This window comes from Bradyrhizobium diversitatis, from assembly GCF_016031635.1.
GTDB lineage: Bacteria > Pseudomonadota > Alphaproteobacteria > Rhizobiales > Xanthobacteraceae > Bradyrhizobium > Bradyrhizobium diversitatis.
On the sequence record NZ_JACEGD010000001.1, the window covers coordinates 70,139 to 94,059 of the forward strand.

The window sequence follows — 23,921 nt, forward strand, 5'->3', positions numbered from 1 at the left end:
GTGAAACGACCGTGAACAGAACGCGACCAATGCGGTCCCCACATCAAGAAAGATCAATAACTTAGAAGATGCTCACTGCGTTCGGGACGCAATGGCCTGGTTAGGCGACAGCCTGAAAAAGCAATTGAGATGGTTGCATGTCCCCGCGACCACCGATTCTTGCGATATCGGCGCAGGCGACCCGGAAGTGTCGCCTTTAGGTGACTTAGGCAAGCGCTCCTCCCTTGATCGGCATCACCTTCTTGGGATCGAGCCAGTGGTCGATCCGATCAGCCCAATGCTGCATCAGCTTCGTGCGCGAGCCGATCAGCGCGAGCGGTCCGTGCCTTTTGTACAAACCTTCCACAGTCGAATTATCGAGATGCGCAAGCTGTAGCTCGACGACATCGCCATCCCACGCCTTGGCGTCCTTGATCTCTTCGTGGTGAGACAGGGTCGAGAAGGTTGTCCGGAATCCGTGGGCACAATGCTTGGTCTTGGTGTCAATGCCAAGCAGCCGCAAGCGCTTGTTGAGCGTGTTGTTCGATAACGGCGCGTCCTTCGAGCAAGAAAACGCGTAGCGGCGATGGCCGGTCAGCTCCTGGACGCTGCGCAGGATTGCGAGTGCTTGCCGTGACAAAGGTACGACATGGTCCCAGCCGGTCTTCATCTTGGCTGCTGGAATAGTCCAGCGTTCGGCATCCCAGTCGACCTCGCCCCACTCCATTTCATTGACCATGCCGGGGCGAGGAATGGTCAGCGCATCGAAGCGCAACGCAAGGCCAACAACGTCACCAAACCTCGCTCTCGTCCACGGTGCGGCGATGAGTGTGAAGACGCGCGTCACGTCACGTGGTTCGGTGACGCCTGGACGCGGCGTCGAAATGTTGGCAATCATCTGCCCATTCAGGTTACGGAACGGATTGTAGCCGTCGCCTTCGACGTCGGCATAGTCGCAGATTTGCTCACAGATGCTGCGCACGCGGTCTCGGGTTTCCAGCTTTCCCTCGGCTTCGTATGAACGCATGAAAGCGAGCACGTCCGGACGCTTGATGTCCTGCCTGCTGAGCTTGCCGAAGCGCGCCTTGACGTAGCCGACGCGCAGCTCGAGCACCTCGATCGTCTTGGGGGCGCGCGCCGCGACGATCCTGCCGCGTTTGACTTTCTCGACCTTCTTCTTCGCGAGCCATTCGTCGGCCCATTGCCCGAAAGACCGGGCGGCCGCCTGCCTGTGCTTGTCCAGCTGCTTCTCGGTGCTCGGATCTTTTCCTTCCTTAAGCTGCTCTTTGGCCTTGTCGCGCTCGCGCCGCGCGTCAGCAAGAGAGAACGAGCCATCACTGCCGTTGCCGTAAGGGCCAATGGAGTAGGTTTTCTGACGGCCGTGGAAGCGGTAGCTCATCCGCCAGAGCTTGGAAGCAGCGTGCCCGGGCCTGCTAGCGTCGGGCGTGACGAATAGATAGAGGCCGCCGCCGGTCACGTCGGAAATCTTGGCCGGGCTCCACGCGCCGCCGCCGAATTTTGGTCGGGCGGCGCGGCAGTCGACGTCGCTCCTGATCCGCTTGGGGGTTGCGTGCGCGCCGTCGTTCTTGCGAGCCATCTGCTCAATTCCATAGTTCGGAATAGCGGAAGTTGCCGTGAACGTCTGTTCTCCCGATACCAACAAAAATACCAACAAATCGCGCGGCTGGGGTCGGAATAAGAACAAACGGTGACGAACACCGACTTATGCAGAATAGCTTATTTTTCAAGGCGTTGGAGCACTGTGCGGACGGCTGCGGACGCTTGCGAACGGGCCCGAACAACCTAGTTGGTGCCCCTGGCCGGAACCGAACCGAGACGACGTAGGCGGCATTCGAATGGATGACGCCGACGGTCAGATCGTGACTTGAAGCGAATGTCGGTATCGGGGGGTGCGCCTCCAGGATTTGAACCTGCTCGGCGATCATTTCAGGTGGCGATGGATCGCGCACGAACGGCGGCTTTGGGCGGACTACTAGGGCGCGACGTTTCGAACTAAGCTGCTCTCCGGTAAGAAAGCAGGGCCTCCGAAATAGTGGGTCTAGCGCCGTAACGGACCCCCGCTACCACGGCTACGATTTCCCACGCCAGACTACGATCTTTTACGATATTGCACTCCTGACGGTAGCGGTCCGCGTCTCTGGCGCAAATGTTGCTACGATAAAGAGCGGTGAAGGTCGCCGGCCGGCGAGCGGGCGGATATTTCCGGTAGGGGCATCGGCACGATCATCGGTTTTGCTGGCGTGGTTCAGGGCGATGTCGACTTCGTTGCGCCTGACGGCACGGTGAATGCGTGAGACGCGGGCATCCGGGTTGCGGGCGATCTCAATCTCGCGGCGCTGCATGTCCTGAACGCCGCCAATATCGAAGTCGGCGGCCAGTCCAAAGGCTGCCGGTGATCGAGCCGCCCAATATCGGTGGACCGACGGAAGCCGGAAACACGGCCGGGGGCGCGGCCCAGCAGGCGGGGCCACCGCAGCCGCGGGCCAACGAACAACACTCGTCATTATCGTCGGATTCGGCGGCGGCGATGGCGAGGAAGAACGTGCCCGCAAACGCGAGCAGCGCTCACAAAACCCCGATAGTGCGGTGCAGATCGTCGGCGCGGGTGATCTTGGTCCAGGCGCGCTGCAACGACTGACGGTGGAAGAACGCAAGCGGGTCGTGCCGGCGAGTAGCGACGACGGACGTTCCCACTGAGCTGCCGTCACAACCGGGCATTCAGGAGCAACAACGCCGCAGGCACGGCAACGATGGCAACGACCGTCTGAAATGCAACGATGCCGGCCATCAATTCAGCGTCGCCACCAAGCTGCCGCGCCATCACGTAGGATGACGATGCCGTAGGCAACGCCTGGAACAGCACTGCGACGATGACCGCTTCGCGGTCGAGGTCGAGCCAGAAGCAGATCAAGGCCGTCGCGAGTGGCATCAAAATGAATTTAACGCCGGACGCGAAGATCGTAGGCTTCAGCCCGCGACCAAGTGTCTTCCAGTCGAGCGCCGCGCCGACGCAAAGCAGACCGAGCGGCAGTGACGCCTGCCCGAGCGCCTTGACGCAACCTTCAATGCCCGGCGGCAGACCGATATGCGTGACCTGCAACGCGATGCCGATGATACAACCGACCACCAGCGGATTCAGCGCAATGCCACGCAACACCCCGCGTAACGTTGGTTTGGCTGTTCCGTAATGCGCGAACACGATCACGCAAAGCACGTTAACCGTGGGCACCACCGCGGCATTGGCAACCGCCGCCAGCGGCACTGCATGTGTGCCGATCAGCCCCACTGCGGCGGTGATGCCGACGTAGTTGTTGAAGCGAATGCCGCCCTGGAACACGGAGGTGTATGCGGGGCCGTCTGTTGTCACGAAGCGACCGAACATCAGAAGAATCGCCGCGGCGAACACCGTCGAACCGATGAGTGCCGCCACAAGCCCCCAAATCGGGATACCGTCGAGATTTGCCGTGGCGAGGCCATGCACGAACAGCGCCGGCAGCAGCACGAAATAACTCAGCCGCTCTGCCTGCATCCAGAAGCTGTCGGCAAGAAACGCGCGACGCTTCATGGCGTGTCCGAGACCGATCAGCAGCACGATCGGAATCAACGCGAGGACAATCGGCCCGATCATCAGGTCCTCACTGCCGCAACGAGCCGCTGCGCCGCCAGAACGATATCCTGCTTGGCGAGGCCGGCAAAACACAGGCGTATGCGGTCGGCAAACATGCCGCTGCCGGCTTGCGCACAAAATGCAGAGCCCGGAGCGAACAGCACATTCTGCGCGACAGCGCGTTCGAAAAGATCGCTGTTTCTCCTGTCCACGGGCAGAACGGGAAAGAGGAACATGCCGCCCTCGACCTTGGGGACCATGAATCCCGCCTCGGTGAGCACGTCCACGAGCGCGTCGTGGCGTTCGGCATAAAGCGCGCGGACGCGGGCGACATGGTCGGTCAAACGGCCGAGCTGCAGGTAATGATAGGCCACGCGCTGGGCCAGCGAATTCGGCTGCAGGTCGCTGGCCTGACGCGCTTCCTGCATGGCCGCCGCGATGCTCTCCGGTGCAATCAGCCAGCCGACTCGCAATCCCGGTGACATGATCTTCGACAGGCTGCCGAGATAGATCACGGTCGCACCATCGACCTGTGGCGCAAGTTCCAGCAGGCTGGGCGGCGGCGATGCACGAAACCACAGCTCGCTATAGGGAGCGTCCTCGATCACCGGCACGTCGTGCTTTGCGCAGAGCGCGAGCAACCGCATTCGCTGCTCGAGGGTCAGCGTATCACCGGTCGGATTACCGAAGGTTGGGAGCGCATACAGCGCGCGCACATCCCCGGCGGTCGCGAGCGCGGCCTCGAGCCCTGAAAGATCGGTGTCGCCCGGCGCAATCTGGTAGCCGACAGATGTGACGCCAACGGCCGCGCATGTCGAAAGCACGGCGGGATAGACGGGCTCTGGCACCAGCATCTTGGTGCCGGGGGACGCAAAGGTCCGGATCGCGAGATCGATCCCCTGCTGGGCACCCGACGTCACGAGGAGACGCCGGCCCGGCGGCACCATCGCGACGGTCTCGGCTAGCAACCCGATCAGCGCGGGATCGCCGGCGCTGGAGCCATAGGTCCATGCCGAGAAATCCAGGCTGGCGCGGCTCGCCGCCTCGGCGAGGCCTTCAAGGTCATAGGCGTCCTTGGAGGGATGGCCGCTGGCGAGATTCAGCATTCCCGGCCGCGCTCCATACGGAAACAGCGCGCGCAGCGGATTGGTGGGAATGGCTGCGATGAAGGGATTGATCGAGACAGTCACGCGATGCCCGTGCTTTGTGATGACGACGGGACAATTCTCAATCAGAATGAAATGGAATGATCCAATAATCGGAGGTTATATCTCGTGAGCGACCCGTTCAAGGGAATCCCGCCGCTGGCGCTGCGCCTGCTGCCGCTGCTGGAGCAGTCCGGCAATTTTTCCGAGGCAGCACGTGCGCTGAACGTCAGCCAGCCGGCCGCCAGCAAGGCGATCGCGCGCGCCGAGGAGACATGCGGGCTCTCCCTCGTCATTCGTGGCCGGCGCCCAGCGGCTTTGACCGCCGAGGGCCGGATTCTCGCAGAGCACGCCATACGCCAGGACGAACTGGCGCAGCACACCGCGCGGCGCCTGCGCGACAGTCGGGCACATGGAAGCGGTCTCGTTCGCATTGGCTCTTTCGGCGCATCGGCGTCGACCCACATTCTTCCGGGCCTCGTCGCCGCCGTGGCACGACGACGGTCGGGCGTTCTCATCGAAATCACCGAGCGCACCGACCAGCCTGCCCTGCAGGCGCTACGTGACGGACTGGTGGATTTCGCCCTCGTCGTCGAGAACGACGATGCGGATCTCGACCTGATGCCGCTGGCGCGTGACCGCCTGGTGGCACTGATCCGCACGAAGGACCCGTTGGCACAGCGCGCCACGCTCGATGCGAAAGCCCTGTCCGCGCCTCCCTTCATTCTGTCAAAGGGTGGCAGCGAGCCGTTGATACGCGCATGGTTCGCGCGCAGCGGCCACGAACCGTCGATCCACCATTCGATCCAGCAGATCACGTCGATCCTTGCCATGGTTCGTGCCGGAATGGGCGTCGCCATCATCGCGGAGATGGCCGTTCCGGAGACCCATGCAGGGGTCGTCGTGGTACCGCTATCGCCGGGCTTTCCGCGCACCATCTGCCTCGCGCGCCGGGCCGGTGGCTTTGCTTCCCACGCCGCCGAAATCGTCTGGCATACGGCCGCCGAACGTGCGCTGGCGTCATAAGGTCGGCCGCGCAACGGTCCCCGTCGCACGGCGACGCTTCGAGCATGAGCGCGCGATTACGCGCCCTTGCCTCGCGGAATGGGCTTTTCGAATGCGACGTGTTCGCCGAAGCAGAGCACCCGATTATTCTGCTGCTTGACGAAGGTCGGGGTCAGACGAACCGATCCGCTGTCCGCCCAGATGGAATCCTTGCGCCCATTCACCCATGCGTCCGGCGGAAGCAAGGTCGAACCTCGCGTGGTGAGATCCCAGATACCATAGTGATGCGGCACGATCAGCCGCGCCTTGAGCCGCTCGGCAACTTCGTCGACCTGGGTATCGCTCAGCACATGCTGCGACCCGTCGATCGGCAGAAGGGCAACGTCGACCTCGCCGACCTTGTCCCAGACGCTCTGCGGTGGATTGGGACGATTGTCGCCCCAATGCAGGATGCGGAGTCCGCCGACCTCGATCAGCAACATGCAGTTGTCGAACGAGCGGCAGTTGTCCGGCGGATTGGTCTTCATCGGCGTAAGCCGACGCGTCATCTCCGCCCAGTCATAGGCGTTGTGGGTGCTGTCCGACACGTGCTTGTCGGCAATGCCGGTGATCTTCACGTCGGCGAACTGATACGTGCCGATCAGACGATCGAGAACGACGTTGCTACTGAGCTGATGCACTGCATCGTGATCGAAATGCGCATGCGTGGACAGCGCGATATCCACTTCGACCTTCGGGAACTCGTACAGATACCAGTTCCAGGTGCCCCATGGCGGATTGCGCCAAGGATCGATCATCATGGTGAGCCCCGCCGGCGATGTGATGCGGAACGCCGAGCCGCCGAAAAAGGCAAGCTCGACCTCGGCTTCACCGGCTGATGCAGGCAAGCCGTTCTGCAGATCGATCATGTGGTTGTGGTTCTCGGTCTGGCGCCACGCCCACAGGCCTTCGTCTATTCTGTCCTTCATCGCCGCTTCCGATCGTTGTTGGAGGTTGAGCCTTCCGCGTGAGCGCGTCCGTCCACGAGGATCTTTCCCTTCTTGATGACCCATCGGGCCGAGTTTGCGCCGAACCGGAACGCTAGCTGCCGATAATCCGGCACGTCGAACACGACGAGATCGGCCTGCTTGCCGGGCGCGATCGATCCGATCCGATCGTCGCGCCGAATTGCCTTGGCTGCGTTGAGCGTCACGCCGAGCAGTGCCTGCTCTGCCGTCAAACCGGACAACCGGCATGCGAAGCCCATGCTCATCTGCTGCGAGAGGTGCCAGCAGACCGGGCACAGATCCGTTGCGATAGCGACGTCGACACCGGAGCACACCAGACGCCGCCCATCAACGGGGCGCGGATGATTGACGGTCCAATCGAAGCCCGGGAAGAAAGCCACACTGGTGCCTGCATCCGCCAGAATGCGCAGGTCATCGTCGCTCAGCATGTTGCCGTGATCGACGGAGGCCGCGCGCATTTCGGCGGCAAGGCGCGCTCCCCCAATATTGATGCGCGCATCGGTATGCAACTTTGCGCCGAGACCAACATCGGCGGCAGCGGCCAGCACGCGACTGCATTCGGGCAGCGTGAACACGTCGGGATCGACATAGACATCGCAGAAATCGGCGAGGCGCTTTTCCGCGATTGCCGGAATTGTCTCGCGGATCATCGCATCGAGGTAACGATCGGCGCGCTCCGTCGGTCGTGCGTGAGCACCGAGATAGGTGCCGACGATCTCGATTCCGGTACGCTCGGCGATCCGTTTTGCAGCCAGAAGCGAGGCGATGTCGCTCGTGTGATCGAGACCGTAACCGGATTTCGTCTCGAGAGTCGTCGTTCCGCAGCTCAACATCGTGCGCGCGCGCGAGATCGACGCGTCGACGAGATCGTCGACCGAAAGACCCGCATTACGCGCCTTCGAGGCCGGCACTCCCCAGGTGACTCCGGCCGCCGTCAATCCGCGGTCATCCAGCCCTTCGGTGCGCTTGAAGTATTCATGCGAGCGATCGCCCGCGAAAATGAGATGCGTATGGCAATCGACAAGGCCCGGCGTCACGACTCCGCCATCGGCATCCACAACCTGCGTGACCTCGCCGTAGAACGGGGTCAGTTCCTTCGGCGTACCGATGGCAGCGATCGTGTCACCACACACGGCAACACAGGCATTCTCGATCACGCCGATCCCGTCGGCCTTCGTCGGGTCACATGCGACAACTTGGCGAGCGCCAACAATGATGAGTTCTGCGGGTGTATCGCTGAAAGATTGATCCGAATGCCGGATGCTCAACTTCGGGGTGAGCAATGAACGTCCCCAATTCCTGGATGTTGCAATCATGCGCGACCGACAATCGGTCAGCACGAGGTGTCTTGCTTACATCCCGCCGCACGTCGCGCGCAAACCCGTGGAGATCTCCTGTCCGCGCGTTGAATCAAGCTTAGCTGAGCAGCGCACCGAGTAATCGAGCGGCATCTGCCGTGCGGCGCATCCGCATTCTAAGGTAATAACGACCAATGTCTACTTAGATGAACAAATGTTAGACGGCGCGAAAGCGCTGCAGGCGATGCCGAATATAATAGTTTCCAAGATTTTGCGCTTCCGATCAACTTCGCGAATGCTTGTGCGCAAAACTCCCGCGTAAAAAACAAGCAAGCACGCCTGCTTTTTTTGCTCTCCTCCGCCGACGGCTCTGTGGCAGGTTTCAGGCATGAAAAGCGCTGCCTCCCTCACAGAAGCACCGGAAGCCACCGACGGCCGCGAAGTCAAAGGTGCGATCATGCGTGCGCGGTTGCGCGCGGCGACCGAACAACTGATTGCCGAAGTCGGCGTCGACGCCGCATCCGCGGCGGCAATTGCGTTACGCTGCGGCGTCTCGCGCGGCGCGATGCTGCATCACTATCCGACCCGCAATGAACTCATCATCGACACGGCGGCGCACTTCTGGCAGCGGGCGCGCGACATTGTCGCCGGCCTCGCCGACGATGTGGGCAATGGCCGCACGGATGTCGCGACCTTCGTCGGACGCCTCTATGAGGAGGTCTTCCGCGCCAACGCGCTGGTCACGATGCTCGATCTCATGGTGTCGGGCCGATCGGAGACCAAGATCGGCGAAGCCGTCAACGGCATCCTGAGCGACCTGTTCACCTCCTACGAGGATCTGGGCGCGCAGGCGTTTGAGGCGTCCGGCCTGCCTCGGGAGCGCATTCACGTCATCATCACCCTGATCGTGTCGACGTTGCGCGGACTGCGCATCCAGGACAACATTCATCCGGACGAAGCGCGCGTTCGCGCCGTCCTAGCGACATTGGTCGAGGCCGTGGAAGCGCTGCTGCAGAAAGGCGATCGCACTGCCCCCCGGCGCGTCAGCAAGAAGCCAAAGGCGGCAACGACGCGGAGCCGCAAGCGATGACGCCACGCCTCATGGCCGATGGCCTCACCAAGCGTTTCAGCGGAACGACGGTCGTCGACAACGTCTCCTTCTATGTCGATCCCGGTCAGATCGTCGGCCTCACCGGTCCGAACGGCGCGGGAAAGACCACCTTGTTCAATCTCCTGTCCGGCGTCCTCAAGCCCGATGCCGGCACGCTGACCGTGAACGGCGTGGATGCGACCAACCTGCCGCCCTACCGCCTCGCACGACTGGGACTTGTCCGCACCTTCCAGCTGGCGCGCGAACTCGATCGGCTGAGCGTTCTGGAGAACGTGCAACTGGCTGCCCGCAACAATGTCGGCGAGTCCCTGACGGGCGCGCTGTTCCGACCCGCCGCCACGCGTCAGGCCGAACAGGCGATCACGCAGCGGGCGCGCGAGGTTCTTTCACTTGTTTCCCTGTCCGCCCATGAGTCCAAGCCTGCCGCCGCGCTCTCCGGTGGACAGAAAAAGCTGCTTGAACTGGCGCGTTGCCTGATGGCGGAAGCCGACATCATCCTGCTCGACGAGATCGCCGCAGGCGTCGCACCCCATCTTGTCGAGGAGATTGCCGTGCTTATCCGGCGCCTCAATCGCGAGCACGGCAAGACCTTCGTGATCATCGAGCACAATATCGGCTTCATCCGCAACCTCGCCTCGCGCGTCGTCGTCATGGCCTCGGGCAAGGTTCTAGCGGAGGGCAGTTTCGATCACGTCGCGGCCGACCCTGCCGTCGTCGCTTCTTATCTGGGGCAGGCTGCATGACGCTTCTCGTCCTGAAAGACCTTCGCGCGGGTTATGGCGCCAGCGATATCGTTCACGGCGTCAACCTGGAGCTCGTCCCCGGCAAGATGATCGCTCTCGTCGGCCCGAACGGCGCCGGCAAGTCGACACTGCTCAAGTCGATCGCTGGCGTGGCGAACGTGACCGGTGGCGTTCTCGAACTCGACGGCAAGAACCTGATCCCGCTGCAGCCCTCTGGTCGCGCACAAGCGGGCGCCGTGTTCATGCCGCAGGAACGCAATGTGTTTCGCACGCTGTCCGTATCCGAGAATCTCGCGGTCAGCGCATGGGGCTGCCGGGACATCGCAGCGCGCCGCGACGAGGTGCTGACGCTGCTTCCGACCATTCGCGACTACCTGCGCAAACGGGCCGGCGGACTCTCGGGCGGTCAACGCCAGATGGTGGGTCTGGGCATGGCGCTGATGTCGCGCCCCCGTGTGCTGTTGGTGGATGAACCGACCGCTGGCCTCTCTCCGCTTCTCGTCGGCGAGATGCTCGATACGCTCAGGCAACTCGCCGCATCGGCCAATCTTGGAATCCTGATCGTCGAGCAAAACGCACGCGCGGCACTGCAGCGTGCCGATCGCGCGCTGGTTCTCGTCGATGGACGGGTCGTGCGCCAGGGCGATGCTGCGGCGCTGGCCGACGAACCCGACTTTGGCGCGCTCTTTTTCGGCGAAGCCGCATGATACAGATGATCATCAATACGCTGGCGAGCGCAGCCATCGTCGCGCCCGCCGCCGTGGCATTCACGCTGGTCTTTACCCTGTTCCGCTATGCAAACTTCGCGGTCGGGGGCTTTGTCACCGTTGGCGCCTTCGCCGCCTGGACCATCAACGTCCCCCTCGGATGTCCGCTCTGGGTCGCCGGCCTTGGCGCGATGGTCGTTTGCGCGAGCGCCTTCGCGCTCAGCGACCGCCTGGTGTTTCGCGCCTTGCGCGGTCGCAGCGGCGGCACGCTGCTGCTGGTCTCGATCGCACTCTCGTTCGTTCTCGAAAACATCATGCGTTTCATCTATGGCGCGCAGATGAAGGGGTTCGATCTGCCATTGACCGGGCCCATCACGATCTGGGACGTGCGAATCACGCGGGAGACCGTGGCGGTCGTATCGGTCTCGCTGCTGGCTATCCTGGTGGTCGGTGCGATCCTCATTCTGACGCCGATCGGTCGCGCGCTCAGGGCCGTGGCGGACAATCCATCTCTCGCCAGCGTTCGCGGCCTGCCGGTGCCATCCGTCGAGGTGTTCGGCATTGCCGTGGCCGGCGCGATGCTCGGGCTGTCCGGCACGCTGGTCGGCGTGGACCTCTCGATCGATCCCAATCTGAACTGGGCCGTTACCATTCCGATCATCGCCGCAGCCATTGTCGGCGGCTTGGGCTCGCCCATTGGCGCGGCTGCCGGCGCCATCCTGATCGGCGCCGCGGAAGAACTCACCGTTGCGTTCCTGGCGCCGACCTACAAGGGCGCGGTCGGCTTCGCGGTGATCGCGCTCGTCCTGATCCTGCGGCCACAGGGCCTGCTGGGTGACAAGGTAGACCGGAAGTAATCGCCATGGACAGCTATCTCGTCGCCATTCTCACCGTCGCGGGGATCTATTTGATCCTCGCTCTGGCTCTCAATCTTCAGTTCGGCCTCACCGGCCTGATCAATTTCGGCGTCGTCGGCTTTTATGGTCTCGGCGCCTATGCCAGCGGCATCGCCACCGAAACCTTTCATGCGCCATTCCTCGCAGGATTGCTGGCCGCGCTGATCATCGGGGCCATCGCCGGCGCATTGGTCGCGCTTCTCTCCTTGCGACTATCCGGCGACTTTCTCGCCATCGTGACCCTCGGCTTTGCCGAGACGATCCGTCTCGTCTTCAACAACGAAGACTGGCTGACCCACGGGCCGAGCGGATTCATCATAGTGACCCGGCCCGTCATTGCCGGATTGAGCCGCACGGCGACCTCCTGGATGGTCCTTGGCGTCATTCTTCTGGCGGCGCTGTTGGTGCTGTTGCTCATGATGCGCCTTGCCGACACGCCCTATGGCCGCGTCCTGCGCGCCGTTCGTGAGGACGATCTGGTCCCGGCAACGCTCGGCAAAAACATCTTCATGTATCGGCTGCAGGCCTTCGTCCTCGGCAGCGCCATCATGGCCGGTACGGGCTCGCTCTATGCGCACTACGTTCAGACCATCACGCCGGACAATTTTACCACGCCGGTGGCCATCCTGGTCTGGATGTCGGTGATCGTCGGTGGCGCCGGCAACATGAAGGGCACCGTATTGGGCGCACTGGCTGTCGTGTTCATCTACGAAGGAACCCGCTTCATCGGTCCCTGGCTGACCATGCTCGACGCCGAACAGATATCGGCGCTTCGCTTCATCATCATCGGCGTCGCGCTGATCCTGATGATCCGCTTTCGACCGGAGGGACTCTTGCCTGAGGCATATCAGCGGCCAGCAGAAGCCGCATCCCGTATCACCCCATCGAAAGGATAGCATCGATGAATATTACACGACGGCTGTTTGTAACGGGTTCGACGATTGCCCTTGCGACGCCTGCATTGCTCCGCCATGGACTGGCGCAATCCGGACCGATCAAGATCGGCAGCCTGACGCCCCTGACGGGCGGCGGCGCCCCCTACGGACCGGAGAAGGCCAAGGCGCATCGCGCTGTCGTGGACCTGGTGAATGCGAATGGCGGTGTTCTCGGCCGCAAGATCGAAGTGATCGCCGAAGACTCGCAGACCAACCCCGAAGCCGCCGTGCGCGCGGCGCGCAAGATGATCGACGCCGATCAGGTGTCGGCGATCATCGGAACATGGGCCTCGTCCGAGACCATCGGCATCATGCCGCTGTGCCAGGACGCCAATGTGGTCCAGCTCTTCAGCGGATCATCGGACAACCTCCCCGACGGCGACAAGAAGCGCCTCTGCTTCAACCTGCAGCCCCTCAACAAAGCGTGGTGCGTCGCATTGGCCGACCTCGCCGCCAAGCGCGGCTATCTCAAGGTTGGCTTCGCAGGCCCGAAGAACGACTTCGCGGCGTCGATGGGCGCCTCGTTCGGGAAATCCCTGCAAGCAGTCGGCGGCCAGATCGTCGGTGAGCCGCTGTATTACAACCCCACCCAGGTCTCATATCGTGCCGAGGCCGAGAAGCTGATCGCCAGCAAGGCGCCGGCGCTTTTCCTGGCAGGCTATGTCACCGACTTCACCGCCCTCTACCGCGAGCTCGTTCGCGGCGGCTACACTGGCAAGGTCTTTGCGCTGTCGTTCGCCGTCGGACCGGACTTCAAGAAGGCCGTCGGCTCTGCCGCCGAAGGCATACTGCACGGCTCGCCGGTGCCGCCCGTCGGCAAGGACAGCTACGACGCGTATCTGCGTCTTGTCGGTGTCAAGCCGAACGGCCAGATCCAGTTCCCCTATGGCTGCGCCGCATATGACGAGATCAACCTGCTCCTTCTCGGCATGGCGAGCGCCAAATCGACCGAAGCCCGCGCCTTGTCTGACAACATCATGAAGGTGGCCAATGGCCCCGGCGAGCGGGTCACCACCTTCGCGGAAGGCGCCAAGCTTCTCGCCGAAGGCAAGTCGATCAACTACGACGGCGCCAGCTCATCGGCGGACTTCCTGCCGAACGGCATGCTCAAGAGCCGCGATTTTGCGCTCTATGAGATCAAGGGTGGCGAGGATGTCTCGATCCTGACCACCACCAGCACCGCCGAGTAAGCTGAGGGGCGATACTATCAGCGATCGGTCATGGAGGCTTGTTCTCCATGACCACTAATCACAAGGCCTGGCACCTTGTCCGCTTTTTAGGGAAATCAATGCTGCCAGCATGTCTCTTAATCAGCGGGTCCCAGGTTCGAGCCCTGGTGCGCCCACCACTCTTAAGAGACTGGCCCGCAAGGGCTCATTTAAAATCTGCGGCAGATAAACCGGGGCTCGTGCGGCGCTTTTGATAGTCGTACGTCGCAAGCCGCACGGCAAGTCGGATGGGAGCGAAGCCCCCTTGGTAAAGACATCAGCCGTGATCGCATGGTCTTATTATCAATCGCGGTGGCCAAGTCTGCGCCTCTCTGCACGGCAAGGACAGTCCGTCCAGTCGTACTGCGGTAGAGACGAGTCGGCGCTCTGGTCACGAAGGTCCAAGCAGCGCTGGTGAAGGCGAGCGTCGGCAGAACAACGGTTACCGCTAGCGTATACTCTCATCATTGGTCGTTCCTCTCAAGTCAGCATTCGCGATCCGATCATAGGTGCGCTCGATCAGGGGACATCAGGCACGATGGCTTTCCGGATTGTCGAGGCGTTGTGCTTCATCATGTCGACATAGGTGGCCGCCGGCCCGTCCGGTCCGGACAGAGCATCGGAGTAGAGTTCTCCGGCCATCTTCGCACCTGTTTCCGTAGCAATGCGCTGGACAAGACGGGGATCGGTGATGTTCTCCACGAACACCGCGGAGACGTTATCCTGCTTGATTTGCCGGATGAGACTGGCGATGCCGGACGCCGACGCTTCAGTGTCTGTTGACAGGCCTTCTGGCGCCAGAAATGTCAAACCGTATTCGTGAGCGAAGTAGCCGAATGCCTCATGCGCTGTCATGACAACGCGTTTGTGTGGCGGGATTGATGCGATAGTCGCTCTGATTTCAGCATCAAGCGCGGTGAGACTCGCATCAAAGACTTTGGCATTTGTCTCGTACGTCTTGCAGCTGGACGGGTCGACCGAGCAGAACGCCTTTGCGATATTCTTGACGTAGACCCGCGCATTCGGAACCGCTTGCCAAGCATGGGGATCGTAATCGCCGTGATGATGGTGATGGCCGGGCTGCCCTTGGCTGTGCGCTTGCTCCCTGCTCCTGAGCAGCTGGATACCTTTTGTGAGCTCGACAACAGGGGCCTTTGTTCGGCTCGCCTCGATAAGGCGTCTCAAGAACCCTTCGAATTGAAGGCCGTTAACGAGCACGATGTCGGCGGCGGCAATGGTTCGGACGTCTCCAGGCCTGGGTTCGTAAACATGAGGATCGCCGTTCGCCCCCACCAGCGACCTGAGATCGATACGGTCTCCGCCGACATGACGTGCAAAGTCGCCAATAATGGAGAAGCTGGCGACCACATTGAGCTTCTTGGCGGATGCGGCGCCAGCAGCAAGCGGCGATAGGAAGACAAGTCCAGCAAGCGCGATCGTTCTTAACCTAGTAAACATGAGCTGGCCTATTATCGTTGTTCCAGTTGTCTGATGTTGGTGGCACCGGGCGGCTCTTCCTGGCGGTGATCAAGCACTGCAGTTACCGATGAAGCGGCCTTGCCGTAACCGTTTTGCTTGACGAATGTAATGTTATAACATTACACAGCTTCTGTGAAGCCTCGATGTGAGGTGAGAAGTGGTCGCGGGGGTAGGCGTGCGTCATCTGTTGGATCCGGTTTTTCTTTCGATTCTATTGAGAGCGGCAGACGTTCTGCCTCTTGGCTCTGCGCAAGCTCAGACGGCTTCGCCGCCACGCGACCAGGCGGCTAGCTGGGTGCCTCCTACCGCCAAGGCGCCGCAGCGGCGACAAACGGCGGGAGTGGCCGATCCGTCGGCTTCGCAACGAGCTCGGAGTTCCCGCACGCTGTGGATGAGCTTCGGTACGATTGTCTCCCCGCCGCGTCGCCGCGCGTTGCTCCGTTCAGTTGCATTCTCCTGTCTCGTGCTGTCGAGCGACGGCTGGGCACAGTCCGCGGGGCCGGTCCAGTCGCTCGACCCCGTGGTGGTGCAGCCGCCCGAGAGGCAGCCGAATGCCCGTAGCAATCGAAGCAGGGATGCAATGCGCGCTGTGCGCTCACGCCAGCAACGCAGCACGGCCATCGACGCACGGGCTCCGACTGCGAACCCGGCAGGTCCCGCATTCGCCGCACCGACGCTCAACCTCACCGGAGCAAGCACCGCCGGCAGCCGGCTCGGGCTGACGCGCCTACAGACGCCGGCCAGCGTGGAGGTGATTTCGGCTGAAACCATCGCCGAACGTGGCCAGCAGAACGTCCTGGACGCGGTGACGCAAAACGCCACCGGCTTCACGGCGAGCCCGGCGCCGGGCAACGGCGGCGTCTCGTTCAATACCCGCGGCTTCACGGGCCTTGCCTCGGTGATGACGCTCTATGACGGCACTCAGCTTTATATCGGCGCCGGCACGGTGACCTTTCCGTTCGACACGTGGTCGACCGAGCGCATCGAGGTGCTGCGAGGGCCTGCATCGGTGATGTATGGCGCGGGAGCGGTCGGCGGCGCCATCAACATCGTTTCGAAACTGCCGTCGTGGATTCCGCGCAACCAGGCCGAGATCTCGCTGGACAGCAACATGACACGGCGAATTGCCGTCGACAGCGGCGGTCCGATCAGCAAGGACGTCGCCTATCGCCTCACCGCCACCGGCAACATGTCGGACGGCTGGGTCGATCGTGACAACACCTCGAACGTCGCGCTTCATGCCGTGGTCCAGGTCAAACAGAACGAAGACGTCACCTGGACACTGTCCACGGACTACGGCGACCGCAACCCGTCGCGCTACTTCGGCACGCCGCTGATCAACGGCACGTTCCAGGAGTCGCTACGCTTCAAGAACTACAATGTCAGCGACAGCCACATCCGCTACCAGGACAGCTGGAATCAAGTGAAGACCGATTGGCAGGTCGCCGATGGAATTTCGATCCACAACACGCTGTACTACTTGAACTCCAAGCGGCACTGGAAGGACGTCGAAAGCTACGCCTACAATCCCGCTACCGGCCTCATCAACCGAACCAGCTATATCGAGATCTTTCACGACCAGCAGCAGGTCGGCAACCGCATGGACGCGAAATTCCGCGGGCATGTTCTTGGGATGGCCAACGAGTTCCTGACGGGCTTCGACGTCAACAGCATCAACTTCACCCACACCAACAATTCACCTTATGGCGGCTCGTCGTCCGTCAACCCCTACAGCTTCGATCCAGGGGTGTTCAACAGCCCGAACCCCACCATTCCCGGTTACGGCAGCGTGACCAATCAATACGCTCTGTTCGCTGAGAACCGGCTCTCGGTCACCGAGCAGCTATCCTTCATCGCTGGCGTTCGACAGGATGAACCGACGATCACGCGCACCGACTATGTCACGCCCGCGAACAGCTTCGAAAAATCGTTCTCCTCGACGACCTGGCGCGCCGGTGCGGTCTATACACCCGTCAAGGACCTCGCCTTCTATGGCCAGTATGCCACGGCGGTCGATCCGGTCGGGGGGCTGATCTCACTGTCGTCCGCCAACAAGAACTTCGACCTTGCCACCGGCAGACAGATCGAGATCGGCGTGAAGCAATCCTTCTGGGGCGGCCGCGGCGAATGGACCTTGGCCGGCTACGAGATCCTGAAGAACAATTTGCTGGCCCGCGATCCCAACATTCCCTCGCTGACGGTCCAGGTCGGCCAGCAATCATCGCGCGGCGTCGAAGCGTCGCTTGGTTTTCTGCTCGACTATGGCTGGCGGATCGATGCCAACACCGCGTTCCTGCGCGCAAGGTATGACGACTTCGTGCAGTCGGTCGGCGGCGTCGCGGTGAATTTTGCCGGCAATGTCCCGGTCAACGTCCCGCAGACCGTCTCCAACATCTGGGCGACCTGGGCCTTTGCGCCGAACTGGTCGGTCAATGCCGGCGTGCAGATCGTCGGCAAGACCTACGCGGACAATGCCAACACGATGACTCGCCCAGCCTACAACATCGTCAATGCCGGTGTGCAGTGGAAGCCCGATCTCAACACCACCGTGGCGTTCCGCGTGTACAATCTGTTCGATGAGGTCTACACCACGTCGGGCGGCACGACCCAGTGGCTGCTCGGCATGCCGCGCACGGCGCGAGTCGCAGTCAACGTGAAGTTCTGACCGTGTCGCGCGTGAAACGCACACTCCGGCGGTGGCTGTATATCGGCCACCGCTGGGTCGGAATCGTCACCTGCCTGTTCTTCGCCATGTGGTTCATCTCCGGCGTGGTGATGATGTACGTCGCGTTTCCAGGCCTTTCCGAAAAGGAGAGGCTGACCGCGCTCCCTGTTATTCAGTGGACGAAAGTGACGCTGTCGCCGGACGACGCGATGAAGGCGGCGGGCGCGACGCACTATCCGCGCGACCTCCGGTTGTCCATGCTGGCGGACGAACCCGTGTATCGGATCACCGGCTGGGACGGCAGGCGGCAGGCGATCTCCGCCGCCGACGGCCGCATCATTACGGGTGTTTCCGAACAGCAGGCGCTCGCGGTTGCGCAGCATCATCCCGCGAGCAGATCGCCGCACCTCGAAGAAATGGTCGACCGCGACCAATGGAGCGTAACGGCGCGTTACGATCCGCTGCGCCCGCTCTACCTCATCGGGCTCGGCGACGATGCCGGCACCAGGCTCTATGTGTCCTCGCGCTCCGGCGAGATCGCGCTCGACACCAACCACACCGAACGCGTCTGGAACTGGCTCGGCTCGATCCCGCACTGGATCTACCCAACCGTGCTGCGCAAGGATGGCCCGTTGTGGCGGCTCGTTGTACTCTGGATCTCCGGCATCTGCCTCATCGTCGGCGTCACCGGCATCTGGATCGGCATCCTGCGCGTGCGGCTGAAGCGGCGCTATGCGAACGGCCGGATCACGCCCTACCGTGGCTGGATGGCGTGGCACCACGTCACGGGCCTGATCGCGGGCGCCTTTGTGCTGACCTGGATGTTCTCCGGCTGGCTTTCGCTCAATCCCGGCGACTATTTCACGGGTCGCAACACGGGCCGCGAGGTGCTGCAACGCTATGCCGCCCATGATGCGCCGACAATTGCGACGAAGCTGCCGACGCCGCAATTCCCCGTGGTCGAAGCGCGCTTCGTCTGGCTCGATGGCAGCCCTATGATGATCGCTGCATCGCGTGACGGCACGCAGAGGCCGCTGGATGTGACGTCGGGCCAGACGACCGCAATTCCTCAGGATCGCCTCTGGACCGCCGCAGCGAAGCTGCTGCCGCAAGCCCGCGTGGCGGAACGGATGGTGCTCGAGGAATACGACTCTCACTGGTACGCGCATCATCACGACCGCGAGTTGCCGGTGCTGCGCGCCGTGTTTGATGACGACACGAAAACATGGTTTCACATCAGCCCTGTCACCGGCGACATCCTTGGCCGCACGGACAGCAGCCGTCGAACATATCGCTGGTTGTTCAACGCGCTGCACAGTTTGGATTTCCGCCTGCTGCTGATGTATCGCCCGGCCTGGGACATCGTGGTGTGGCTGTTGTCGATCCTCGGCACCATCGTCTCGATGAGCGGTGTCGTCGTCGGCTGGCGCTATCTGCGCAACTAACGCGAATTGGTCATTGAAATAGGGTTCGGGCCAGCGGGCTAAACCGCTCGCGCGGTAGGGGACGACGGCAGGCAGCTGGCGTCTCGTCCCATCGCTCGGCCATCAGTTGCGCTCGCAGCAGCTATCGGCCGCGGCAAGCGCGGCCAGCAAGGGTGCGCGGTTCGTTACTACGATGCAGTCCAGCACTGTCACCGCGATTCCGTCCATACCGTTCGGTTAGCTACGATCAAACCTGATCGGGACGGAAATCGTCAGCGTGTCTCCGCCGTGACCGCCAGGAGGCGCCGGCACCGGACTTGCGCGTCGCGCGAGGGCGACAGCCTCGCTGTCGAGAGCGCTGTCACCTGACGAGCGCAAAAGACGCGCCGACACGACACGGCCGCCCCGGTCGATCGTGAATATGACCGATGCAACCCCCTGGCCGGCGCCCGGGGGATAGCGCTTGTGTCGATTGAGATGCGCGGCAAGGGCGCTTTGCCAGCTTGCGGCAGATGCAGCCGGGGCGCGCGCTGCGCTAGGCGCCGGGGCGGCGAAGCTGTCCGCACGCTGTTGCGTCCTGACGCTGGGTGCAGTCGTCTGCGGGGCGGCGCGTTTCGACGCTGGCCTCTTGGGCTGTGGTTCAGGTGGTTTCGGCGGTGTCAGCACGGCATCCGCACGCTCCGTCTCCGGCAGCTTGGGAATTTCGACTTCGAGATTCCGGGGGACGGACGGCTCGATGGGTGGGGGCGTCTCTTTAGCTTCTTCCGGCGGCTTCTCCTGCGGGGCAGGAATTGGATCAGGCGGGATTTCCGTCACCTGCGGTCCGGGAGCGACGTCAGCCGTCGTCGGTTCCGGCGCCGCGGTGAGCGGCGCGAGCTCGATCATGATGGCCTCCGGCGGCCCGCCCGGCATCGCCGGCGGTGCCGGCCAGTTCATGCTGAGCCACACGCCCGCCGCATGCAGCACGACCACGGCAAGGCCTGCCGCAGTCCAGCGCAACGCCGAGGGCAGCGACACCTCGCCGCCGATCCTGCCGTCGGGGTCGCGCCAGTCGACCGCCGTCATGGCTGCGTCGCGGCGCCCGGGACCGGGATCGTCGCCTGCCCGGTATCTTCGAGCCCGACCAGCGCGATCTTGAGGTAACCCGCCTGCCGCAGCAGATTCATCACATTCATCAGCTCGCGATAGGCGACGACGCCATCGGCACGCAGGAACACGCGCTGCTCGCGGTCACGGCCGGTATGTTGATCCAGAATTGCCTGCAAGGCGCTGCGCGGCACGTCGTCGTTGCCGAGCGCCAGGCTCAGATCCTGCTTGACGGTGAGGAACAGCGGCTTGTCCGGGCGCGGCTGGGGCTGCGCATTGGACACCGGCAGATCGACTGCGACATCGACCGTCGACAGCGGTGCAGCCACCATGAAGATGATGAGCAGCACCAGGATCACATCGATGAAGGGCGTAACGTTGATCTCGCTCAGTTCATCAATGCCGCCGTCCTGCGGGTCCTTCAGTGATACGGCCATGGCAGCTCACTCCGCAGCGGCGCGGCCGCGCTCCAGCGCCACCACCGATGAGAGCAGCCCGCGGTCCTGCCGCTCCAGATCGCGCGAGATGTGCTGAATGATCTCGCCGGACGCATCCGACAACAGTGCCCGATAGCTGGCGAGCGCGCGAGCGAACACGTTGTAGATGACGACGGCCGGAATGGCCGCCACCAGTCCGAGTGCGGTCGCCAGCAGCGCCTCGGCAATGCCCGGCGCGACCACCGCAAGGTTGGTGGTCTTGGACTGCGAGATGCCGATGAACGAGTTCATGATGCCCCACACGGTGCCGAACAGGCCGACGAAGGGAGCAGTCGCTCCGATCGTCGCCAGCAATCCGGTGCCGCGGGCGATGTCGCGGCCGGCCCTGGCCTCGATGCGCGAAAGCGCAATCGCAAGTCGTTCCTTGATGCCGTCGGCCGACAGGTTCGCCGAGCGACGGCATTCGCGCTCGGCGGCTTCCATCAGATCGGCGATGACGCCCTTGCCGGTCCAGCCGGCCTCGATCTCCTCGCGCGCCGCTTCCAGATTTCCGGCGCGGACGAGTTTGCGCACGCAACTGCGTGCCCGCCGCCGGGCGGCCATCAATTCCAGGCCCTTGGCAAGCCAGACCGTCCAGGTCACCAGCGAGGCGAAAGCCAGCCCAATCATCACCGCCTTCACGACGATGTCGGCCTGCATGAACATTCCCCACGGCGACAAGTCGTGGGGCAGCGTGGCCGCAGCATCACCCAACATAACCCAAGTCCTTCCTCATCGCGCGAGCGATGTCCGCAGTGGCAATGACTGCCGGACATCGCTCGACCGGTCTTCGATCGTTTAACGGCAGATCCGAGCCGCTCAGAATTTCACGGAGGAGAACACCCGGATATTGCGCCCCGGCTGCAGAACCTCGTCCTTCTTGTACGATTGGTGGAAGCGGATGTCGTCGTCGAGCAGGTTCTCGCCCTTCAGGCCCAGGCTCACTTCCATCGGCAGGGATCCCGTCGGCACTGTGGTCGTGTAGCTCAGCTCCGCGTTGAGCAGATTGTATCCCGGGGTCGGCGTCTCGAACGCTCCGAGATTGTGTTGCGCGAAGGCATGCAGCAGATTGATCCGCGCGGTCCAGTTCGGATCCCGATAGAAGATTCCGCCGCCCAGCCGGTGAGGCGGGATCTTGGGAACGAAGCTGCCATCGGCGAACGTGGCGCGGACGAAGTCGTACTGTGCCTCGACGCCCCATACGCCGTTCCAGACCTTGGCGACGTCATGCTCGACCTGAAGCTCGCCGCCCACGAACTTGGCGTCGCGCTGCGAGTAGATGATCTGGTCGAACGTCGCGCCGGGCGTGCCGCAGGAGGCGAAGTCGTCGCCGCACCTGACGCCGGTGAAGTTCTTGAAGATGAAGTTGTCGAACTTCGTGTAGAAAACCGACGCATCGAACCTTGTGTCGCCGCGGCCGCGCTTCAGTCCGAGCTCGAGAGAATTGGCTTTCTCGAGCGTCATGGTGGGGTCGCCGATCTCGAACGTCCGCGGCGTATCGTGCGGTCCCTTGTAGAACAACTCGATCGGATCGGGAGCACGCTCGACATGCTGTCCCGTAACCCGGGCGACCATCTCATAGGGGAGGTCGTACAACAGTCCGGCGCTGGCGCTGACCGGCACGAAATTGCGGCTGACCGGGAACGTCGTCGGATCGTTGGGCGGCGGCAGAAACGAGGCCGGGAAGCGCGCGCCGGTGCCGTTGATGTCCGTGCGCTCGGCGCGGACGGCGCCTTGGGCGCGGAGCGCGGATGTGACCTGCAGTTCCTCGAACACGAAGGCCGCGACGTTCTGCGCGCGGGCAGGGGCCAGCAGCTGTTCTTCCGCGCCTCCGACCGACAGGTCGCGCCGGCCCCATTGCAGGCCGACGGCGCCTCTGAGTTCGCCCAGTGCGGTGTTGACGGGCAGATGCGAGACTTCCGCACGCGACTCGAATTCCCGGTTCCTGAACGTCGAGCCGACTTCGGCTGCGGCGCCCAGCCCGTCGATTTCCAGATGCTTGTAGGCGGTATAGCCCAGCCAATACTTAATCGTGTCGATTCCCCCTTCGCGAAGCCGCCACTCGCCGCGGCTGCTCCACTTCGATTGGCGGAGGTCGATATGGTTCTTCACCCGGGCGGACTCGATACCCGGAATGAAATAGGTCATCGCCATGCTCTGGTAGGACAGTCCGACGAAGCCATCCTTGAAAATGTAGGAACCGCCGACGCTTTGCCCCTGGGAAGAGTAGCTCGAGTTTTCCTGAACTCCGCCCGGAATGCGGTAGTCGCCGGCGCTTCGTTTGAACGCATCGAGGTGGAGCGCGAAGTTTCCGCCGCCCGCGTCGAGCAAGACGGCTCCATCCTTGCCGTTGCTGACGCTGTTCAGGCCGCCCCGCGCCTGAAACGCGATGCCGTTTGCCGGGACAAAGGTCGGAATACGCCCATTGTTGGCGCTCACGACCCCGCCGATGGCCTGCGAGCCATAGCGCAGAGTACCGGGTCCGCGAATGACCTCGATCTGGCCGCTCATGAGCGGATCGATCGTCACCGCATGGTCCTCGCCCAGGTTCGCCATGTCGCCGGAGCCGATGCCGTCTTCCTGCGTGCGGACGCGGAAGCCGCCGAGACCGCGGATCACCGGACGACTTGCGACCGGGGAGAACGATGTCGATGAAACGCCGGGTGTCGTGCTCAGGGTGTCGCCGAGAGACGCTGCCCCGCGGCTCAGGGCCTGCTGAGGGGTGACCACCGACACCGAGCTGAACGACGGCGCCACCGGTATCGATTGAGAGGTGGCCCACCAGGGGACATTGTCGGCGGTCGTCTGGCCCGATTGGGCGATCGGGCTGGGCGACGTGACCACGATCTCGTCGAGTTGGACCGTCTGGGCATGCACACCCGCCGACGAGGCAAGCGCACTCACCCCCAGAGCCCATCGATACAACCGCATGCCAGCCGCCTCTTATTGCGAGGTATTCGCAACAACGGAATTGCATGCCTGTTCCTGGATGTCAACTTATTGCAACTAAGTCGCATAAGCAGAAGTGACCTCTGGATGCAGCCTGATAGGGAATGTGGAAACTGCGGGAACTGCGGGAAATGGGGTAGGAAGGTCACGTGCTCGTCGCAGGCAAGCTGTGCCGGCGCC

Annotated in this window: 20 protein-coding genes; 10 read left to right on the top strand and 10 right to left on the bottom strand. The window is 62.8% G+C overall.

Annotation, left to right across the window (positions count from 1 at the left end):
- Positions 1-205 precede the first annotated feature (205 nt).
- Complete coding sequence (locus H1B27_RS00325) at positions 206-1,576, bottom strand: tyrosine-type recombinase/integrase (RefSeq protein WP_197964542.1); 1,371 nt, start codon at positions 1,574-1,576, stop codon at positions 206-208.
- Positions 1,577-2,303: 727 nt separating this feature from the next.
- On the opposite strand from H1B27_RS00325, the gene H1B27_RS41155 reads away from it, so the two are divergent.
- Positions 2,304-2,396: a filamentous haemagglutinin family protein gene (locus H1B27_RS41155; protein ID WP_197964702.1), complete on the top strand. Its 93-nt coding sequence runs from the start codon at positions 2,304-2,306 to the stop codon at positions 2,394-2,396.
- 308 nt (positions 2,397-2,704) lie between these two features.
- Here H1B27_RS41155 and H1B27_RS00335 read toward each other — a convergent pair whose 3' ends face one another.
- On the bottom strand, positions 2,705-3,628 hold the full coding sequence (locus tag H1B27_RS00335; protein WP_197964543.1) for an AEC family transporter: 924 nt from the start codon (positions 3,626-3,628) through the stop codon (positions 2,705-2,707).
- Complete coding sequence (locus tag H1B27_RS00340; protein ID WP_197964544.1) at positions 3,628-4,797, bottom strand: aminotransferase-like domain-containing protein; 1,170 nt, start codon at positions 4,795-4,797, stop codon at positions 3,628-3,630. Before H1B27_RS00340 ends, H1B27_RS00335 begins: the two co-directional genes overlap by 1 nt.
- 84 nt (positions 4,798-4,881) lie before the next feature.
- On the opposite strand from H1B27_RS00340, the gene H1B27_RS00345 reads away from it, so the two are divergent.
- The gene (locus tag H1B27_RS00345) at positions 4,882-5,778 is read left to right on the top strand and encodes a LysR family transcriptional regulator (RefSeq protein ID WP_197964545.1); all 897 of its coding nucleotides are present in this window, start codon (positions 4,882-4,884) and stop codon (positions 5,776-5,778) included.
- A gap of 56 nt (positions 5,779-5,834) precedes the next feature.
- Here H1B27_RS00345 and H1B27_RS00350 read toward each other — a convergent pair whose 3' ends face one another.
- Together H1B27_RS00350 and hutI are read right to left on the bottom strand one after the other, a co-directional pair.
- Positions 5,835-6,725, bottom strand: coding sequence for an MBL fold metallo-hydrolase (locus H1B27_RS00350; protein ID WP_197964546.1), 891 nt, complete (start codon positions 6,723-6,725; stop codon positions 5,835-5,837).
- Positions 6,722-8,047 (bottom strand): imidazolonepropionase, encoded by a 1,326-nt coding sequence (gene hutI, locus H1B27_RS00355; protein WP_197964547.1) that lies wholly within the window; start codon positions 8,045-8,047, stop codon positions 6,722-6,724. Before hutI ends, H1B27_RS00350 begins: the two co-directional genes overlap by 4 nt.
- Before the next feature lie 403 nt (positions 8,048-8,450).
- On the opposite strand from hutI, the gene H1B27_RS00360 reads away from it, so the two are divergent.
- The 6 genes from H1B27_RS00360 to H1B27_RS00385 are packed head-to-tail and all read left to right on the top strand — an operon-like array spanning position 8,451 to position 13,644.
- On the top strand, positions 8,451-9,152 hold the full coding sequence (locus H1B27_RS00360; RefSeq protein WP_197964548.1) for a TetR family transcriptional regulator: 702 nt from the start codon (positions 8,451-8,453) through the stop codon (positions 9,150-9,152).
- Positions 9,149-9,916, top strand: a complete 768-nt coding sequence (locus tag H1B27_RS00365) for an ABC transporter ATP-binding protein (protein WP_197964703.1) — start codon at positions 9,149-9,151, stop codon at positions 9,914-9,916. The genes H1B27_RS00360 and H1B27_RS00365 overlap by 4 nt, the downstream gene beginning before the upstream one ends.
- Positions 9,913-10,623, top strand: coding sequence for an ABC transporter ATP-binding protein (locus H1B27_RS00370; protein ID WP_197964549.1), 711 nt, complete (start codon positions 9,913-9,915; stop codon positions 10,621-10,623). Before H1B27_RS00365 ends, H1B27_RS00370 begins: the two co-directional genes overlap by 4 nt.
- Positions 10,620-11,480: a branched-chain amino acid ABC transporter permease gene (locus H1B27_RS00375; protein WP_197964550.1), complete on the top strand. Its 861-nt coding sequence runs from the start codon at positions 10,620-10,622 to the stop codon at positions 11,478-11,480. The genes H1B27_RS00370 and H1B27_RS00375 overlap by 4 nt, the downstream gene beginning before the upstream one ends.
- Before the next feature lie 5 nt (positions 11,481-11,485).
- On the top strand, positions 11,486-12,415 hold the full coding sequence (locus H1B27_RS00380; RefSeq protein WP_197964551.1) for a branched-chain amino acid ABC transporter permease: 930 nt from the start codon (positions 11,486-11,488) through the stop codon (positions 12,413-12,415).
- 5 nt (positions 12,416-12,420) lie between these two features.
- Complete coding sequence (locus H1B27_RS00385; protein WP_197964552.1) at positions 12,421-13,644, top strand: ABC transporter substrate-binding protein; 1,224 nt, start codon at positions 12,421-12,423, stop codon at positions 13,642-13,644.
- A 537-nt stretch (positions 13,645-14,181) separates the two neighbouring features.
- Here the strand turns inward: H1B27_RS00385 and H1B27_RS00390 are convergent.
- Complete coding sequence (locus H1B27_RS00390) at positions 14,182-15,120, bottom strand: metal ABC transporter solute-binding protein, Zn/Mn family (protein WP_197964553.1); 939 nt, start codon at positions 15,118-15,120, stop codon at positions 14,182-14,184.
- A gap of 412 nt (positions 15,121-15,532) precedes the next feature.
- Here H1B27_RS00390 and H1B27_RS00395 point away from each other — a divergent pair, with 412 nt between their 5' ends.
- Together H1B27_RS00395 and H1B27_RS00400 are read left to right on the top strand one after the other, a co-directional pair.
- Entirely contained in the window at positions 15,533-17,806 is a 2,274-nt protein-coding gene (locus H1B27_RS00395; protein WP_197964554.1) for a TonB-dependent receptor, read from the top strand.
- Positions 17,807-17,808: 2 nt separating this feature from the next.
- Positions 17,809-19,251 (top strand): PepSY domain-containing protein, encoded by a 1,443-nt coding sequence (locus H1B27_RS00400; protein ID WP_197964555.1) that lies wholly within the window; start codon positions 17,809-17,811, stop codon positions 19,249-19,251.
- A gap of 216 nt (positions 19,252-19,467) precedes the next feature.
- Here H1B27_RS00400 and H1B27_RS00405 read toward each other — a convergent pair whose 3' ends face one another.
- The 4 genes from H1B27_RS00405 to H1B27_RS00420 all read right to left on the bottom strand — a co-directional run bounded on the left by H1B27_RS00405 (position 19,468) and on the right by H1B27_RS00420 (position 23,723).
- Positions 19,468-20,295 (bottom strand): energy transducer TonB family protein, encoded by an 828-nt coding sequence (locus H1B27_RS00405; protein WP_197964556.1) that lies wholly within the window; start codon positions 20,293-20,295, stop codon positions 19,468-19,470.
- A complete protein-coding gene (exbD, locus tag H1B27_RS00410; protein WP_197964557.1) occupies positions 20,292-20,753 on the bottom strand; it encodes a TonB system transport protein ExbD in 462 nt (153 codons plus the stop codon). The genes H1B27_RS00405 and exbD overlap by 4 nt, the downstream gene beginning before the upstream one ends.
- Positions 20,754-20,759: 6 nt before the next feature.
- Positions 20,760-21,509 (bottom strand): tonB-system energizer ExbB, encoded by a 750-nt coding sequence (gene exbB / locus H1B27_RS00415; RefSeq protein WP_246515027.1) that lies wholly within the window; start codon positions 21,507-21,509, stop codon positions 20,760-20,762.
- A 102-nt stretch (positions 21,510-21,611) separates the two neighbouring features.
- Complete coding sequence (locus H1B27_RS00420) at positions 21,612-23,723, bottom strand: TonB-dependent receptor (protein ID WP_197964558.1); 2,112 nt, start codon at positions 23,721-23,723, stop codon at positions 21,612-21,614.
- Positions 23,724-23,921 lie beyond the last annotated feature (198 nt).